This is a genomic window from Opacimonas viscosa (assembly GCF_024199005.1).
Classification (GTDB): domain Bacteria; phylum Pseudomonadota; class Gammaproteobacteria; order Enterobacterales; family Alteromonadaceae; genus Opacimonas; species Opacimonas viscosa.
On sequence record NZ_JANATA010000001.1, the window covers coordinates 219,150 to 237,501 of the forward strand.

General features: G+C 39.9%; 15 protein-coding genes. All 15 read right to left on the minus strand.

What is annotated here, in order from left to right; genetic code table 11:
- Positions 1–9: 9 nt before the first annotated feature.
- Positions 10–2,118: a DUF1302 domain-containing protein gene (locus tag NLF92_RS00985; protein ID WP_254097938.1), complete on the minus strand. Its 2,109-nt coding sequence runs from the start codon at positions 2,116–2,118 to the stop codon at positions 10–12.
- A 161-nt stretch (positions 2,119–2,279) separates the two neighbouring features.
- The gene (locus NLF92_RS00990; RefSeq protein ID WP_254097940.1) at positions 2,280–2,501 is read right to left on the minus strand and encodes a DUF2835 family protein; all 222 of its coding nucleotides are present in this window, start codon (positions 2,499–2,501) and stop codon (positions 2,280–2,282) included.
- Positions 2,502–2,503: 2 nt separating this feature from the next.
- Positions 2,504–5,107, minus strand: coding sequence for an aminopeptidase N (gene pepN, locus NLF92_RS00995; RefSeq protein ID WP_254097942.1), 2,604 nt, complete (start codon positions 5,105–5,107; stop codon positions 2,504–2,506).
- 11 nt (positions 5,108–5,118) lie between these two features.
- Complete coding sequence (nhaC, locus tag NLF92_RS01000) at positions 5,119–6,600, minus strand: Na+/H+ antiporter NhaC (protein ID WP_432420196.1); 1,482 nt, start codon at positions 6,598–6,600, stop codon at positions 5,119–5,121.
- A gap of 3 nt (positions 6,601–6,603) precedes the next feature.
- Positions 6,604–7,941, minus strand: a complete 1,338-nt coding sequence (locus NLF92_RS01005) for a sodium-dependent transporter (protein ID WP_254097946.1) — start codon at positions 7,939–7,941, stop codon at positions 6,604–6,606.
- A 57-nt stretch (positions 7,942–7,998) separates the two neighbouring features.
- Positions 7,999–10,044 carry a carboxy terminal-processing peptidase gene (gene prc, locus NLF92_RS01010; protein WP_254097948.1) on the minus strand — a complete coding sequence of 682 codons (2,046 nt, stop codon included), beginning with the start codon at positions 10,042–10,044 and terminating at the stop codon, positions 7,999–8,001.
- A gap of 1 nt (position 10,045) precedes the next feature.
- Positions 10,046–10,681: an RNA chaperone ProQ gene (gene proQ, locus NLF92_RS01015; RefSeq protein ID WP_254097950.1), complete on the minus strand. Its 636-nt coding sequence runs from the start codon at positions 10,679–10,681 to the stop codon at positions 10,046–10,048.
- A gap of 11 nt (positions 10,682–10,692) precedes the next feature.
- Positions 10,693–10,986 (minus strand): hypothetical protein, encoded by a 294-nt coding sequence (locus NLF92_RS01020; RefSeq protein ID WP_254097951.1) that lies wholly within the window; start codon positions 10,984–10,986, stop codon positions 10,693–10,695.
- Positions 10,983–11,435 (minus strand): GAF domain-containing protein, encoded by a 453-nt coding sequence (locus NLF92_RS01025; protein ID WP_254097953.1) that lies wholly within the window; start codon positions 11,433–11,435, stop codon positions 10,983–10,985. Before NLF92_RS01025 ends, NLF92_RS01020 begins: the two co-directional genes overlap by 4 nt.
- Before the next feature lie 50 nt (positions 11,436–11,485).
- Entirely contained in the window at positions 11,486–12,205 is a 720-nt protein-coding gene (locus NLF92_RS01030) for an SIMPL domain-containing protein (RefSeq protein WP_254097955.1), read from the minus strand.
- A gap of 63 nt (positions 12,206–12,268) precedes the next feature.
- On the minus strand, positions 12,269–12,769 hold the full coding sequence (locus tag NLF92_RS01035; RefSeq protein WP_254097957.1) for a TrmH family RNA methyltransferase: 501 nt from the start codon (positions 12,767–12,769) through the stop codon (positions 12,269–12,271).
- A gap of 23 nt (positions 12,770–12,792) precedes the next feature.
- The gene (locus NLF92_RS01040) at positions 12,793–14,022 is read right to left on the minus strand and encodes a nucleoside recognition domain-containing protein (protein ID WP_254097959.1); all 1,230 of its coding nucleotides are present in this window, start codon (positions 14,020–14,022) and stop codon (positions 12,793–12,795) included.
- 191 nt (positions 14,023–14,213) lie between these two features.
- On the minus strand, positions 14,214–15,335 hold the full coding sequence (locus tag NLF92_RS01045) for a pyridoxal-phosphate-dependent aminotransferase family protein (RefSeq protein WP_254097961.1): 1,122 nt from the start codon (positions 15,333–15,335) through the stop codon (positions 14,214–14,216).
- 308 nt (positions 15,336–15,643) lie between these two features.
- Entirely contained in the window at positions 15,644–16,501 is an 858-nt protein-coding gene (locus tag NLF92_RS01050) for an acyl-CoA thioesterase domain-containing protein (protein ID WP_254098313.1), read from the minus strand.
- A complete protein-coding gene (locus tag NLF92_RS01055; protein ID WP_254097963.1) occupies positions 16,488–18,350 on the minus strand; it encodes a protein kinase family protein in 1,863 nt (620 codons plus the stop codon). Before NLF92_RS01055 ends, NLF92_RS01050 begins: the two co-directional genes overlap by 14 nt.
- Positions 18,351–18,352 lie beyond the last annotated feature (2 nt).

Genomic DNA, 18,352 nt, shown 5'->3' on the forward strand with positions numbered 1-18,352 from the left:
ACACCTAACTTAGAATGAATATTTTGCGTTAAAAGATACAAAGTCTCTATCTGATAATGCGTTAGTAGTACCAATACCACCCCAGAACGCATTGTAGGAAGCTGTTGCAGAGAATTTACTTAAGTAATCAAAAGTAAATGCAATACTTGCTGACTTGCGATCTTCTGTGAATAAAAATAGTGGATCTGGCGTAGTGCCATCAACATCGTGTGCAAATGTTGCACGAGCACGTAGATTAATACCTGCATAAATGTTGTTGTAATCAGCTACAGCTAATAAGCGATAACCCCAAGCCGTTTGTGAAGCAAATGGATTCGTTTCTGGGCCATCGGAAAGACCAGTATGTAAGCCTTCTAATGGAACAGGATTTGCTAAAACGTTACCCGAAGCATCTACATAACGGAATAAATCAGCGGTTCGTGCGGTCCCCGGAGCATTTAAACGGATAACTTCTGGATCTGGGAAATCAATAACATCGACATAAGCGACTTCACCAAGTAATACTAAGTTATCAGTGCCAAGGGCAGGACCGAAAATATGCGATACAGTAACTTGTGCTTGGAATGTATCAGAGAGTAAATAACCATCTGCAGACTGACCAGGACCAGTTCGTAACCCGATATTGTTTAATTGAGAAATACCAACAAGATCATCACGTAAACCAGCATTGCCAAGCTGTTCAGGCATAGCCATATAAAGCAGTTCTACGTCATCTAACTGTAACGGTTCATCCTGTCGATAAGAGACTTCACCCGCAACAGCTGTTTCACCAACAGTCGTGTTAAATGAAACACCGTATAACTTGATGTCTTCTGGATAAACAAATTCAGCTTTAGTGAAAGTATTTAAATCCATGATGTTGTCTTTAGTGACAGTGTTTTGTGCTAAATAAGCTAAATCGCCAATAATACCACCTTGAGTGAAGTCTGACGTAACACCAGAAACCAATGGACGAGTACTATGGTAATTCATGTGATAGAAACCGAATTCAGTTTCATTTAAATCTTCAGCAAACCAAGCCACTTTAATACCGTACTGACCACCATCATCTGCATCAGTATGCGCTTTATCGCCTTCATCTCTGATAGCAACTTTGGTCGGATAAGCTAACATAGCTGCAGCTAATGGAGCCAGTGCAGCAGGATTACCACCACCTGCAGTTAATAAACCATTCGCTTGAGAACCGATAGCGTTTAATTCTGAAAGTAAAAAGTCTAGGTGAATATCTGGGTTACCAGAGAAACCTAGTTGAATAGTCGAGGCCTGGCCACCTTCACCGGCAAAATCATTGGTCGCAAAGTATGAACCAGCTACCGGTAAACGTGAACGCTCCCAATCGTATTGGTAATAACCTGCAATACTCACATTTTCCGTTAGACCTAATGATGCGTACACCATGCCTACAGGGATAAATACTTCTTTTAACTCCGCGCCTGGAGAGCGGGCACGAGTGACATCAACTGGATTGGTAGTGTTAATACCATGTTGGATAAATGTAGATTCACCCCAAGAAACTACTTGGTTACCCACCCGGATAGTGAGTGGCATTTCACCTAAATCAAAATCACCATACACAAAGGCATCAAGCAGTCGAAAATCTTGGCATAGCTCTTCTTCGGCTTTTTTGGAGGCACAAAGGTCGATATTACCACCACCGATTGGGCGGTTCCAAGTGTCGTTACTGTCTGCAGTAAATTCCTTGAAATAAAACACTCGCCCAAAGAAACCGATGTTGTCTTTTTGGATGTCTATTTCATGTGAGCCAGAGAATTGGGTAGAAAAAGCATCACCTGGATCGTTCATCAAATTACCTAGGTCACCGTTTGATGAATAACCACCCACCTGTTGGGCCCAAACGTCTTGGTTCTGGTAAATCACATTACCTAATGCTGTATAGCCACTCCAGTCTAAGCCAGGTTGGTTAGCTTTTGCAATAAGGTTCATGTTGCGATCTTCAACTCTGATACTTGTACCAATAGTAAAAGTAGAATCAATGTTTACGGTCACATCACCAAACTCAAATTCTGCGGCATGTGCAGATAAGGTCGTCGCAGCAAATAATGCGGCAATTCCTATAGCAAGTTTGGATTTTTGGAACAAGGTGGGGCTATTTATCATAGTTTTTATTCTCCTGAAACACCACGTATGTGATTGTAGTAATACTTCACTTATAGTTATTAACAAAATAATTACATTATTTACTAGTAACTGCAAGGACTAATCCTACCAGTACTGCAAAAATAACAAATTAATATTTATATTCGGTGTCACTTGTTTAGCTAACGTACTCTCTCGATACGTTCGATTGCTGAATTTTGATTGACGAACATGCGAAAATAACCGTGTAGGCCTTGGTTTGTTATAAAGGGGCGCAAATGATGCGTCCCCAGTCTAATGCGTTTCCCATTGTCGTCTGTAACAATAACGTAGCGGATAGAGCCTTCATAGAACCCAAGACATTTTGAGTACGGCAGGCGTAGCGAAAAATGATAAATGAACATACCTAACTTTGGGCAAGGCTTTTCGAAACTTTTTCGTAAACATCTTTACTCAAATCAGGGGTAACTAAAATTCGTTCAAGTTGTGCGCACATTGACCTCTGACGCACCGTGTTATATTTCTGCCACTGTGTTAACGGAGTCACTAAACGTGCTGCTACTTGCGCGTTCACTCCGTCTAACTCCATGATAAAATCTGCCACATAGCGGTAGCCACTACCGTCTTCAGCATGGAAACCTAAGGTATTAAACATCGCAAACGAGCCAATCAATGCTCTGACTTTGTTGGGATTATTAATGCTAAATGCCGGATGCTCTTGTAACAAAGTTAGTTTAGCCAAAATATCCGAACATTCTTGTGATGCTTGCATAGCAAACCATTTATCCATCACTACTAAATCATGTGACCAGCGCGTTTTAAACTCATTAAGCAACCAATCCACACGTGGATGATTTATGTTGATTGCAATTTTTAAAGCACCTTGCAAATCGGTCATGTTATTACTATGCACAAATTGTTCAAAACACGCATTTGGTTCTTTGATTGAAATATACTGTAAAATAACGTTTTTTAACTTGCGTCTATGGACATCTTCGGTGCGATAAACATAGGTAGATTGTACCGCTTCTAAATTGGTGAATAATGCTTGCAGCGTGTTGTATGAAAACATAGCTAATGCTTTTTCAAATTGCGCTTTTGCGGCATGTAACAGCAAAATATCAACATGTGTTAAGTCTTGTAAAAGTTGCTCGATAGTAGGTAAAGACAACACTTCAGCTAACAGCTCGGGTTGACCAGCTTGGGCTTCTAACCACGTATTAAAGGTCTGCCAATTCATCACGCTGGCAAAATCAACAGACTGTTGTGTTGATAATGCATGGTACGCATCAAGGATGATAGAGCTATAAATGTTTTGACTAGCTTCCCAAATCGTCAATGGTTGTTTGGCATAACGTAAAATATGAAACCAAGCATCTAAATCGTTGTACTGGTTTACCCTTACTGGTGCAGAAAAATCAGTAAACAGATTGATACAAGTGCCATCAGGTACTTCTTTAAACGTCATCGTTTGGGTCGTATCAGTCATGATCACTAACCCTTCTCTAGCATCTTCAACACAGAATTGTGCAGCACCATTTGCGGCAATACATTCATATTTGATCGGCAAAAGTAACGGGCGTTTATTCTTTTGGTCAAACGTAGGTTTGGTTTCTTGTTTAACCACCACGGTTAACGTTTTTTGTGCTGCATCATACAACTGTTGCACAGTTACTTGAGGCGTGCCTGATTGACTGTACCAATGCGCAAAATAACTCAAATCATAGGCGTTAGCATCTTGCATCGCAGCTATAAAATCATCACAAGTGACTGCATGACCATCATGCCGAGCAAAATATAAATCCATACCTTTTCTGAAACCGTCTTTGCCTAGCAAAGTGTGCAACATTCGAATGACTTCAGCACCTTTATCGTACACTGTAAGCGTGTAGAAATTATTCATTTCTATCACTTCATCTGGTCGAATTGGATGTGCCATTGCTGACGCATCTTCAGCGAATTGCTGAGAGCGCATCACATTGATTTGCTTAATGCGATTACTGAGTTCGGAGGTCATATCTGCACTAAATTGCTGGTCACGAAACACAGTCAATCCTTCTTTTAGACTCAGTTGAAACCAATCTCTACAAGTAACGCGGTTCCCTGTCCAATTATGAAAATACTCATGGGCAATGATCGATTCAATATTGAAATAATCTTCATCGGTGGCGCTTTGGGGTTGGGCCAAGACAAATTTACTGTTGAAGATGTTAAGGCCTTTATTTTCCATAGCCCCCATATTGAAAAAATCGACAGCAACAACCATGTATATATCTAAATCATACTCTAAACCATAGGTTTCTTCGTCCCAGCGCATAGACTTTTGTAACGATACTAAGGCATGTTCAGCTTGGGCTTGACGCCCCTGTTCAACAAAAATCTGTAAGGCGACCTCTCTGCCTGAAGAAGTGACATAATGCCCTTCTAACAAATCAAAATCACCAGCAACTAATGCAAACAAATAAGCTGGTTTTTTGTGTGGATCTTGCCAAGACACTTTATGCTTGCCATCGGCGAGAGTTTCTTTAGACGTTAAATTACCATTACTCAATAAATAGGGATAAGCATCTTTATCTGCTGTAATTGATACCGAATATGATGACAATATATCTGGACGGTCCAAGAAATAAGTGATTCGGCGAAAGCCTTCAGCTTCGCATTGGGTACAAAAAGTATTCGAAGCATAATATAACCCTTCTAAAGATGTATTTGCTTTTGGATTACACAATGTCTTCACGACAATAGTAAACTCATGCTCATTATCAGGTAACGTTAAATGCAAATAATCATTAGTGAGTTCGTAGTCTGAAAAAACTTCGCCATTCACTAAACACTCTAACAAGCTTAAGTCTTGGCCATCAAGACGCAAATACTGTTTAGAATGGTCTTCACGAAGCACCAACATGGTGTTTGTGACAATGGTAGCTTCACTGTTTAAGTTAAAATCTAAATGTACAAGAGGGATAGAAAAACCAGCAGTCTGGTAATCTTCTCTGCGTTTTGCGAGCATCAGGAACTCCTTTATACTGACGGCTTGACTGTCACCTTCGGTGGATCTAATTTTAAAATTTTGATGCCAACATATGCATAAATTATAGCTAAGATTGGGTTGATCAAATTAAAAAATGTAAACATAGCATAAGAAAAAGGATGTACAAGTAAAACGCTATGCATGTAGGCACCACAAGTATTCCAGGGGATAAGTGGAGAAGTCAAAGTCCCACCATCTTCTAAGCTTCTAGATAAATTCAACTGGTGATAGCCTTTATCAGTGAAGGCGGTTTGATACATTCGACCAGGCATAACAATGGATATGTATTGGTCAGCCGTAATAATATTTGTACCAAAGCAAGTCAAAATGGTTCTTGAAACCAAAGAACCTATAGTATCCGCACCTTTAAGCAGGGTGGCTACGATACGTTTGAGTAAACCTACGTGCTCAAGAACAGCACCAAAAGACATCGCACAAATAATTAACCATACTGTATTGAGCATCGAAGACATGCCACCTCGACTGAGTAAACTATTCAAATTCTCGTCACTGGTGGAAAATACGACACCATCAAATAAAGCAGTCCATACGACAATCAACTGCGCCACTGCCCCACTATATTCAGAAGTATTCAAGGAAGTGACTAAGTTGCTTTGAAATAATACAGCCCAAATTCCCCCCAATAAAGCGCCAATAGAGACAGCAGCAAAAGCTGGCATTTTTTTGATGGCTAAGGTAAGTAAAATCACTAATGGAACAAGTAAATGAACACCAAGTTCAAAAGAATTAGCTAAAACGGCTTGCATCTGTTCAATTCTAGCACCTGTGGCACTAGTATCAGCAGTGAAACCCAATATTACAAATAACACGAGTGCAATAATAAAACTAGGGATCGTAGTCCATAACATATAGCGTATATGTTCAAACAAATCAGTACCAGCAATAGCAGGAGCCAGGTTGGTTGTTTCTGAAAGAGGTGAGATTTTGTCACCAAAATATGCACCGCTAACCACTGCACCAGCTGTAATAGCTAACGACATGTCCATCCCTGTGGCCACACCAATCAACGCCACACCAACCGTAGCAGCTGTAGTCCATGAACTTCCAATACTCATAGCAACTACTGCGCAAATCAAACAACTCGCCGCATAAAAAAATTGCGGATTTAATAATGCTAAACCATAGTAAATTAAGGTAGGCACTGTCCCTGAAAGCATCCAAGTACCGATCAGCGAACCTACGGCAAATAAAATTAAACAAGCCCCCAAAGACATAGATATCCCTTTAATAATGCCTTGTTCAATATCTTTCCATTGATGACCGTTTTTTAAGCCGATAATAGCAGCAATCCCCATAGCCATTAACAATGCGATTTGATTGGGTCCATATGACGAGTTATCAGAAAATAAATACACGGCACTGCCCATCATTATAATAAGCAATATCAGTGGAATAACAGCATCTAGTAACGACGCTTCTTTGATTGATTTGGACACGTTATTATTTCCCATGATTTAAGACCAGATTGTGCGAACAAACATGACAATGATGATCACCGGACATATGAATTTTACGTATACCGGCCACACCTTGCCAAAAAAGGAATTTTTAATATCAGGATGTCCAGCGCTTAACTCTTCTAAAGCAGCATCTCTGTGCCAAATCCAACTAACAAAAATACAAATTAACAAACCTAATAAAGGTTGTGAGTACTCAGTGGTAAATGCAATCACTAAACCAAATAAGCTCTCAAAATTAAATATAATTATGCTACTCATTAAGAAGATAATGGTAGACATTAACCAAACCGATCGAGATCTAGGAAGTGCTTTATTTTCTACTAAATAAGATACTGGCACTTCTAACATTGAAATCGATGATGTCAGAGATGCAATCGTCATCAACAAGAAGAATACAATAGCGATAACACCACCAAAGAAGCCAATAGAATCAAATAAATTGGGTAAAACCGAAAATATTAATGCACCACCTTCAACTAGTTGACCATCATCGGCAAATATTGAAACCCCATTAGCTTGGGCTACATACATAGCAGGGATAATTAACATACCTGCAAGCACAGCCACACCAATATCAACTAGGGCGACTGAAGCACCTAAGCTTGGTAAGTTTTCTTTTTTCGCAATATAGGAGCCGTACACAAGCATTGTCCCAACACCAAGAGACATCGAGAAAAATGCCTGCCCCATAGCACTAATTAACAGTTCAGGGTCAAAAATAATTGAGAAATCAGGAAGTAAATAAGCTTTCCAACCTGCACCAGCACCTGGTTGGGATGAAACATAGAGAATGAGTAAAACAATAAGAATAATCAGAGTTGGCATTAATCGTACCGACCATTTCTCAATACCTTGTTTGACACCACCGGTTACAATAAGGGCGGTAAAAAATAGAAATACTGAACAAAATAACCAGTTTCTGGATATAGAACTATCAGTAAACCAACTAAGAATAGAGTCACCGCCGAACAGAGCCAGAATAGCTTCTATAAAATAAGCCATCATCCACCCAGCCACAATGGCATAAAAAGATAGAATAAGGGATGCAGTGATGGCTCCCCAAACACCGACATAGCGTCCTACTTTGCTATTAGTAATCTCGCCCAAGGCATCAATCACATTTGATTTTGTTGCTCTACCGATGACTAATTCTGCCATCAAAACAGGATACGCTAATAGAAAGGCAAGAAGTAAATAAACGAGAACAAAAGCAGCACCACCATTTTGTGCCACTTGTGATGGGAATCCCCAAATGTTACCAAGCCCTACTGCAGAACCAGATGCAGCAAGAACAAAACCAAGTCTGGAGGAAAATTCCCCTCTGTTATTCATAAAAACCCCTTTATTATTTTTAGTTTTGAGGATGTCGTCTACAGTGTTTGCAGGATGTTATCGAAGACTGGCAAATTTACCCGTAGAGATTAAATCAAATGTAATATTTGCAGCTTCATCTAAGAATGGGTCTATATCTAATAAATCATCAGGTAAATTTTCAATTTCATCTAAACTTTTGATGATTGGCTTACCAAGGCGCTGTAAGCGTTCATTCGTTCGCTCTAGGCGCTCTGCTTTTGCTGACTGTTCTTCTTTCTTTCTCTCTTCGGCGACCAAAGAAATATAATTCTTGTTTTTATTGGCGACAATTTCATCAATATCAGCAAGAATGTAAGCAAACTCAGGATTTTGTAATACCCGTTTATGATGCTTTGCGGTTAACACATCCACCACGCCGTTCAAATCGGCATACGATGAATAGTTTGCACGGTTAATTTTATCGTAAGGGAGCGCATTTTCTTCTTTACTTTCGCCCCACTCTTCTGGCTCTACAGCAGAAGGAAAAGCGATATCAGGAATAACTCCCTTATGCTGTGTGCTACTGCCATTGATGCGATAAAACTTAGCCGTGGTGAATTGAATGCTGCCAAGTGGGTTTTCCTGCATATCATAATAACGGCCAAGACCTTTATGACGTTGCACAGTGCCTTTGCCAAAAGTTTGTTCACCAATGACAATCCCACGATTATAATCTTGAATAGCAGCAGCAAAAATTTCAGATGCAGATGCACTATAACGATCAACCATGACCGTTAACGGACCTGAATAGTGAATAATACCATCTACATCACGCTCGATATTTATTTGACCAGAACCTGAGCGAACTTGGACGACAGGTCCACTATCGATAAATAAACCGGTCAGTGTACGTGATTCATTGAGAGAACCACCGCCATTACCTCGCAAATCAACAATAATACCGGAGACGTTGGCTGCCGACGCTTCATTAATTAACTCTCTAACATGCCCTGTTAATCCATTGTAGAAAGATGGAATTTCAATCACACCCAGTTTTTGCTTAGCACTGTCCAAAGATGAGCTTTCGTAGATATTTAACTTTGCTTGACGGTCTTCTAATCTCACTTTGTCTCTAGTAAATTCAACGACAATCGGTGTTTTTGAGTCAGTCGTATCTTTTAAAACCTGTAAGCGAACTTTGGAGCCTTTCGGGCCTTTGATTAATTCAACCACATCATCCAAACGCCAACCTACTACATCGGTAAAATCTCCCGTAGCTTGGGCTACACCCACTATTTTATCTTCAGGTTTTAGTTTACCGGACTTATCAGCAGGACCACCAGCAATGATACCTCGCACAACCGTATAATCGTCTTCAGTTTGTAGTGATGCCCCAATACCTTCAAATGATAAATTCATTTGCATCTGAAAACGTTCAGCATTACGAGGCGACAAATAACTAGTATGAGCTTCTAAACTTCTTGAAAAAGCATTCATAAATGTTTGGAAAACGTCTTCAGACTTAGTCTGTTCAAGGCGTTTTAAAGAACGAGTATAACGTTTATGTAAAACCTCTTTAGCTTCCTCTTGGGTTTTATCTGCTAACACTAGATTTAAGAGATCATATTTCACTCTTTGACGCCAAACTTCATCTAGTTCAGCGCTATTCTCTGCCCACTGTGCGTCTTCACGATCGTAATAAAATTTGTCGCCCTTGAGAGCAAAATCAAAAGTCTTATCCAATAATGAAAGTGCAAACTGTAATCGTTCAACTCGGCGTTCTAAAAGCTGTTGATAAATCAAATAGGCTGGATACATATCCCCTGTGGTAAGGGCTTCATCAAATTTGTCTGCATAAATAGAGAACTTAGTCACATCGGACGCAAGAAAAAAGTTCTTGTTGTAATCAAGGTTACGCAAATAACGGTCAAATACCTTTTGCGAAAAGGCATCGTTCAGTTTAAAAGATTGGTAATGATTTCTTAGATAAGTACCTACGACCCTCTTAGCTGCTTTAGTGTGTTGTTTTTCAGGCGCTAATTGGGGAATGACAGAACTCGAACTTGACGCTAAAACGGTGCTTGTCAAAAGAGTAGAAGCAAGCGCTGCGGATAAAAACGTTCGAGTAAATGTCATTGGCATATTATTTCCGTTTAGTAGTAATGCGAAGTTGGTCTTGTTGTACTTTAACAGACATACCTGAATCTAATTGTACTTGAATACCGTCTTTTGCAAGTTCAGTAATAGTCGCAGACATAGGAACTTTACCCACTTTGACTGACACTGCTTTTCCGATAACCAAATCTGCTGCAGTAAGCTCTTTTACTTCAAGCTTTGGCGTATTTGAATGAGCACTCTGTTTATCTTTAACTTTAGACTTAAACGCAGGTTTTTTAAATTGTTTTTGCGGTGGTTTGGGCTTTTTCGCTGTCAGCTTTTTCTTCTCAGCTGCTTTAGCTTTACTCTCAGCCAATTGTTTTGCTGCAAACTCAGCATGTTCAGCCTCGATAACAACATCAGCTTGACCATCTAGATCAACTCGAAAAACCCCTTCTTTTATACATTCAAGGTAACGCCAAGCATTAGTATAATGACGTAAAGTAGAACGCAGTGTTGTTTTGGAGATACGTTCATCGTCTTTCAAGCGTTCTGCTAACTCTTGAAAAATACCTATTTTTAATGGCTTAGCTTCGCCTTTTGTTGAAAAGGTTTGCGGAAAAAGTTCAGCCAATAAGGCAATGGCAGCTTTGCTGTCCGTAATTTTTTGGGTGGTTTCCATGTAACTCTTATTTAATTAAGTTCTTCATCATTAAGTGCATCTTCCCAAGTTGCAAGCAAATGGTCAACTATTTGCTGAAAATCTTCTGCATCTAATTCACCCAAATGCGGGTCGTGAACCCAAACTTGCCAACAATACTGTAGACATTTTTCAATGGCTTCTACATCCCAATCATTATCCATATGATCAAAAAGCAGAAATAAAATATCATTAAGATTGTCGGATGCGGCTTGTGGATCGTCATGATAATCTTGCATATCATCTGCGGTAGATAATACCACATGAATATCAATTAAATCTTTCATAATTGTGTTTCCAGTGTCGCTACAATAGCTTCTAATCCAGCAAGATCAGTATCATTAAAACGATTCAGCGATGGTGAATCGATGTCTAGCACACCATACAAGCGTCCTTCGCACACAATCGGGATGACAACTTCAGAATTTGACGCTGCATCACAAGCAATATGTCCTGGGAATGCGTGCACGTCTGCCACTAATTGGCTCGTTAATGTACTTGCAGCTGCGCCACATACCCCTTTGTTAAACGGGATCCTGACACAAGCCGGTTGGCCTTGGAATGGTCCCAGCACTAGTTCTTCAGGTTTGGTGGTATCGACCAAATAAAACCCCGCCCAATTAACATCCTCTAAAGCATTAAATAAAACGGCAGCAACATTTGCTAAATTGGCAATAGCGTTCTTTTCATCTGCAATCAGCCCTGCTACTTGTTCCCTTAATAAGGCGTAGTCCATAAAATATCACTCTGATTTATTATTAATAAGCACACTATAGGGTTAGACGTTTATTTTGCAATAGCAAAGGTGATATTTACTTGTGCATTGACCATCTTTTGACCAGGCAGATTCAGCTGATTGTCAGCTTGGCTCTCTGCCATTAACATTCGATTATGCTGAACGGGGCCATGATTACGACTGTTTTCATGGATTTGTAGTACCTCACCTAATGTTTCGCCTAATGGCGTCAGTAACGCTTGAGCACGTTCTCGTGCATTGATAACCGCTAACTCTAATGCTTTTTGATAATGTACATCTTGGTCGCTCACTGTAAATTGTATGCCTGATATCCGAGTTGCACCAATCGCCACAATTTCTTCCAGTATTACTGGATGTGCATCAAAAAGGTTATGCGTAACCTGTATGGTGCGTCCTAAAACAAAATCTTGTTGGACGCGTTGACCATTTTTGTATTCTACAAACGGCTGTAATTGCATCCTCATTGATTGAATTTGAGTATCTTTTATGCCGGATTTTTTAAGAATATTGACGACTTTATTCGCCGTTTTAGACACCGATCTTTGCATGGTCTTCGGATCTGAACCCCGCTCTTCGATACCTATTACAAATGTAATTTGATCTGGCTCCTGCGCTACATTTGCAGAACCATTAACCGTAATTTGTCTGGGGAGTGGCTCAAAGTTATGTGGATCAGGGTTCGCGGCAGACGCCATATCAATGGATAAGGTTAGGCTAAACACCAATATACTAAAAAGAATTTTTTGCATGTAAATACAACTCTAAAAATAAACATATTTTGAGTGTAGACGTTTTTTCTGAATACAAACTGACTATCTAGACATATTGTTGTTATTGTCACGACTTTGTTTAATCAACTCATTGTTTGCGACATACTGTGATTTGGCTAAACGATCATATAAAACAACGTTTGCAGTCGCCGCTAAATTCATATTGTGAAAGGTAGGAATATAAACGACTGAATCTGCTTGTGCGACTAAATCGCGAGGCACCGACCCATCCTCAGGACCAAATATATAAAACGCTTTATCTGGGTGAGTAAATTCAGGTAAAGGGATAGCATTTTCCACTAACTCTATCACCACTACCGCAGTATCTGCAGGATGCAACTCCATTAAATCCGTGACACCGATAGTAGGTATCATCTTATGAAAGTCTCGGGTATCTGGATTATAATTCTTAGCATAGGCATATCGTTGACCAGTATACAAAATCCGGTCCACACCAAAACAGCCAGCCGCTCTTAAGATACTAGCAACATTTGTAGCTGACTTTGGGTTACATAAACCAATCGAGACTTGCTGGTTTTTCATAATTATCAATTACCCATAAAATACTAGCCAAAAAACCAATAACTCACCGCAATCGCTGTCGTTATTCCTGCAGCGTCGGCTGCCAAGCAACAGCCTACTGCATATCGAGAATACTTAACACCAATTGCGCCTAAATACACAGCTAATACATAAAATGTAGTTTCTGTAGAGCCTTGTAATACGCTGGCCAATCTGCCAGCAAATGAATCAGCCCCATGGTACTGCATGGTCTCGATCATAAGTGCACGTGCGCCACTACCACTGAGTGGTTTCATTAATGCCGTTGGTAAAGCATCGACAAAACGAGTATCCCAACCAAAGATATGTAAAACACTAGCAATACTGGTCATCAAAAAATCGAGTACCCCACTCGCTCGTAACATCCCTATTGCAAATAACATAGCCAATAAATAAGGGATCAAGGTTATGGCTAAATCGAAGCCTTTTTTGGCGCCATCGACAAACAATCCATAGGTATCTAATCTTTTCCGTGCACCTAAAACCAATACTAAGACAATAAATGTCAACAATAAAAAGTTAGCAATAAGAGATGATTGTGTGGCTAAAACATCGGCCGCTAATTGCATAAAATACAACATAATTGCACCGAGTAAAACGATACATCCAAGTCCATATAGTACAATCACACGAGAGAAGAGATTAATTTTTTGTACTAAACATGTTACTAATACGCCAACCAACGTAGATGCGCTCGTAGCAAGTAAAATGGGTATAAAGACATCCGTTGGACTAATCGCGCCAGCCTCTGTGCGATATAAAAAAACAGCAATGGGGAATAAAGTCACTGAAGACGTATTGAGGACCAAAAATAATATCTGAGCATTGGTTAGCGTACTTTTGTCCTGCGCTAGACTTTGCATATCAGACATGGCTTTAATGCCAAATGGCGTAGCAGCATTATCTAAGCCCAAAACATTCGCCGACAAATTCATTGTAATACTACCGAATGCAGGATGGTTTTTGGGAATTTCAGGCATCAAACGAGATAACAGAGGTTCGAGTACTTTAGCAAAGCGGTTAACGAGTCCTGATTGCTCAGCGATTTGAAATATACCCAACCAAAACGCCAATAAACCAATTAAACCAATAGCGATTTCAACCGATAATTTTGCCATGGCCATAACTGCGTCCATCACAGCTGAAAATGCGCCTAAATTACCTAAAAAGAAGACTTGATAACAGCTAGCAAGAAATGCGCTGAGGATAAAAATCAACCAAATGATTTGCAGCATGAATTATGATTCTTTTTTTTAGAAGTAACCAACATCTCGTGGATGTGAATGTCACAGTGAGCCTATAAAAAAAGGTTAACACTCCAAGCAAAGAATGTTAACCCTTATGTGACCTGTACCATAAAATGCTAAAGATCAGAGGTAGTTTATTTTCCTGTCACAATGACATAAATACCTGTCATTACAGCTAATTAACGTAACACTGTGCGTAAACTAGACAAGCAAAAATCGATATTTTTGGTCGTCGCTGCATGGCCCATTAAACCTATACGCCAGACTTTACCAGCCAGTGCACCTAAACCAGCGCCTATCTCCAAGTTAAATTCATTTAACAAGCGGTTACGCACCAGCGCATCATCTACTCCATCAGGAATGACAACGGTGTTTAATTGCGGTAGTCGTGATTCAGGAGCAACTAATAATTCTAGTCCCAACTCGGTTAGACCTGTTTTTAAAAGCTCATGCATAGCAGCGTGTCGGTGCCAACTATTTTCCAGCCCTTCTTCATGCACCAAACGCAAAGATTCATGTAAAGCGTACAAGCTGTTCACTGGCGCTGTATGATGATAAGCGCGTTTGCCACCTTGGCCCCAATAACCGACAATGAGGTTAAGATCTAAAAACCAACTTTGTACTGGAGTTTTTCTATGTTGAATCTTATGGAGGGCTTTGTCACTAAAGCTGACTGGAGACAATCCAGGAACACATGATAGACATTTTTGTGATCCTGAATAAATCGCATCAATTTGCCAATCATCAACACGCAATTCAATCCCAGCCAGTGACGTAACAGCATCAACAATAGTCATGCAATCATGTTGCTTAGCAAGTGCGCAGATTGCTTGCGCATCGTTTCTCACCCCCGTTGAAGTTTCTGCATGTACAAACCCCACAAATTTGGCATCTGGGTGAGCATGTAAAGCTGCTTCAATACTTTCTAGGGAGTTTGGTTCTCCCCATTGTGCAGTAACAACAATAGCTTCAGCGCCTGCCCGTTCAACGTTTTCTTTCATCCTCCCACCAAACACACCATTTTGGCAAACGATGACTTTTTCACCTGGCTCGACTAAATTAACAATACACGCTTCCATACCTGCTGAACCTGGTGCAGATATAGGCATAGTTAACTGATTTTCAGTTTTAAATACATACTGTAATAAGGCTTTTGTTTCATCCATTAACTCAATAAATTGTGGATCTAAATGCCCTAAAGTGGGTCTGGCTAACGCATTAAGAACCTGTGGGGAAACATCAGACGGTCCTGGTCCCATCAGTGTTCTGTTATTAGGAATGAAGGTGTTGAAAGTACGCATAAATAGCCTCACTAGTAAATTTTTTATTAGCATAATAAAGAATCATACTTATGACTATTATCCTATAGTCCTGCTCCACAATATCCGAACATAAAATTAACTAATAAGTAAAAAAAAAACCGCACAAATGAAGGTGCGGTATCTAAATAGACTCGGGAGAGCCAACGTGAAACACATAAAAACTGTATAAAATATATACAATCATAAGGCATTAATCTAGTACATAATTTTACCAAAATCTGTGTTTATAACGTGAACAAACTCCCTTGCACTATAAATATTGGTTTAGATTAAAAAAGAATAAATATTTATTCTTTTATTCTAATCATGCCCTCTTGCATTGTCGTTGCGACGATCTCTCCACTAGCAGTAAAGAACTGTCCTTTAACAAGTGCTCGTGAATTACCAGAGAATGGGCTTTGCGTATGATAAATGTGCCATTGATTAAAATCTAAAGGTTTATGGAACCAAACGGCATGGTCTATGGTTGCCATTCGCAAGCGTGGATCTTGACTGTGAATGGGATGTGCTTGCAAGGCTGTCGATAAAAAATGGTAATCTGATGCATAGGCCAGTGCTGCCTGATGCATGATTAACTCATCTCTGATTGCATGGCGACTGCGCATCCAAATAAACCGTTCAGGTTCCACTACTGCAGCACCGAAACATTCTTTTATGTTCACTGTTTTGATATCAATAGGTTTATGATATTCCAATGTTTTACTCAGTTCGGGGCTCAGTGGAGAATGTTTTTGCGCAAATAAGTCAATATCATAATCCAAAGAATCAGGAACTGGTAAACGAGGTATATTACCGTACTGGTGACTTAAACCTGGCTGTTCTAATTGGAAAGAGGCCGTCATGTAAAAAATGGTTTTGCCGTGTTGAATCGCTTTGACTCGGCGAGTTGAAAAACTCCGACCTTCGCGAACGACCTCCACATCATAAACGATGGGTTTACTCGCATCGCCAGGCAATAAGAAATAACTATGAAAAGAATGTGCATACTGATCTTTGTCCACTGTTTTATATGCGGCAACTAACGCTTGGCCTAATACCTGACCGCCAAAGACCGCTGGAAAACCTAAGTCCCAACTAATACCGCGATATAATCCCTCTTCTAATACCTCTAGATCTAAAAGTTCTTGTAGATTAACGTTTGAAATGGTCATTCCTCTTCTCATTTGTTTGGCGCTGCTTCACGTTGCGCGGATAAAAATGTTCTGGCGCTGTAGCAGCATATGAAAAACGCTGAGGATCTTTGCCGGGTAGTTTCATAAAACCAGCCATCCCCATGTCATTGATATCGTTTACATGCCTGATGATATCATCTAGTAGGCTTTTGAAACGAACTTCTTTACTTTCATCAAGCAAAACTAAACTGCTATGAATTTTCATATGTGTCGACAACACTTCAAAAATAATACACCCTGAATGTCGAATAGTATTCAACTCATTGATGACACATTGTATACCAAGTGGCAGTGTTAAATTTTCATCAGGATCACTACCATCCTCGAAATAGGAATGTTCCCGAGAAAGTTGGACATCATTGAGTTCATTGTTAACCCGATATGGGATCTTGGCCGCACTATCAATCACAAATATATCAGTTGCCGATTCACGAGAAAAATGCTGCGTCATTTTCGCATCGAACAAACACGCTTTGAAAACACCTTTGCGGTGAATAGCTCTGGCAAGTGTGATCACATTTGCCAGAGATTGCTCTACCGAGCGCTGCATACTATGCGCATATAAAGTAAAATGCGCATCTACTTCTATCCCTTGCTTGTCCCAACGAATAGCCATGCCACCAACGAGCGGAAATTTCCCTAATCGACTAACAGCAGTGATAAACGCTTTTTCATTATCGCCCATGCCTTGTAAGTATTGTTTATAGTAGCGTTCGAATTGAGCATCATGACTCTGTTCAATGGTAATGTCGTCAGTTAACACCTCTTCTCGTAAAAATGATTTACGAGAACTGTACACAACTGTCTCAACATCCCGTTCAATAACAGACAAATAACAAGGTAACAATACTGTCTCGGTAGGGGTGTAAGATGGATTAAAAACTAAATTACGCAAATAAAATTGATGTGTATTGAGATACTTGATGCCCTCGGAGCGATTTACTTGTTCCTTAGCAAAGAGTGCATTCATGATGTCAGCGCAAACTTTGGGCAAACCTAGGGAGTTTGGGGTAATAACACCTTTGCCAAACCGTGCCCCCTGGCCTGAGCAAAGCGCATAAATCGTACTCATTAAACCTTGATAGTCGAAAATTGGCGATGATAACTGCCCTTGCATTTGTTCGTCACCAATGAAATAAACATCACCAAGACGAGCATTGGAGGTTTGCATATCTTGACTCAATAAATCCATAAAATTATCACTCACATACTGCCCGCGAAGATCACACTGAGCAAAAACACTACTGCCCCAATCAATAACTTGTAATGTTTCGGAAGATTCATCCCATATTAAATTTGACGGTTTTATATCGCCATGAATTTGGATCCGTTTACCATTGGCTTTACTGTGTAGATAATTAAAAACATCGAGAAGCTGTAATAGTACTTTGATTGCCATCTGCGGCGGTATTTTACCAAAACACAATGAGTATTCTTCTAAGTCTTTACCCGGAGCCCTCTCCATCACCAATATGGATTGGTTGTGAGCTCTGTGAAAAGCGATAAATTTTGGCACTGCAGCATGTGAGACTTGACTCAACATGTATGCTTCTTCTTCTAAGCGATCTTGAATCGTTTGTGGTAAATCACTGCGTGAGAATTTGAAAACGTATTCTTGTCCCGTCTCGGTAGTGCCAGCGAAAACGAAACCGAACGCCCCCTTACCAATTAACTGAATATCATGATAACCGAGTCGCTGTAATTCTTTGGTACATAGCGCAAACCAATTTTTGAGCTTTTTTGCATCTTTAGAGGACAGGAGATAAAAAGATTGATCCTCTGGAATATAAAAATGTTGAATATTGGCCTGCGTATTAGGCATGT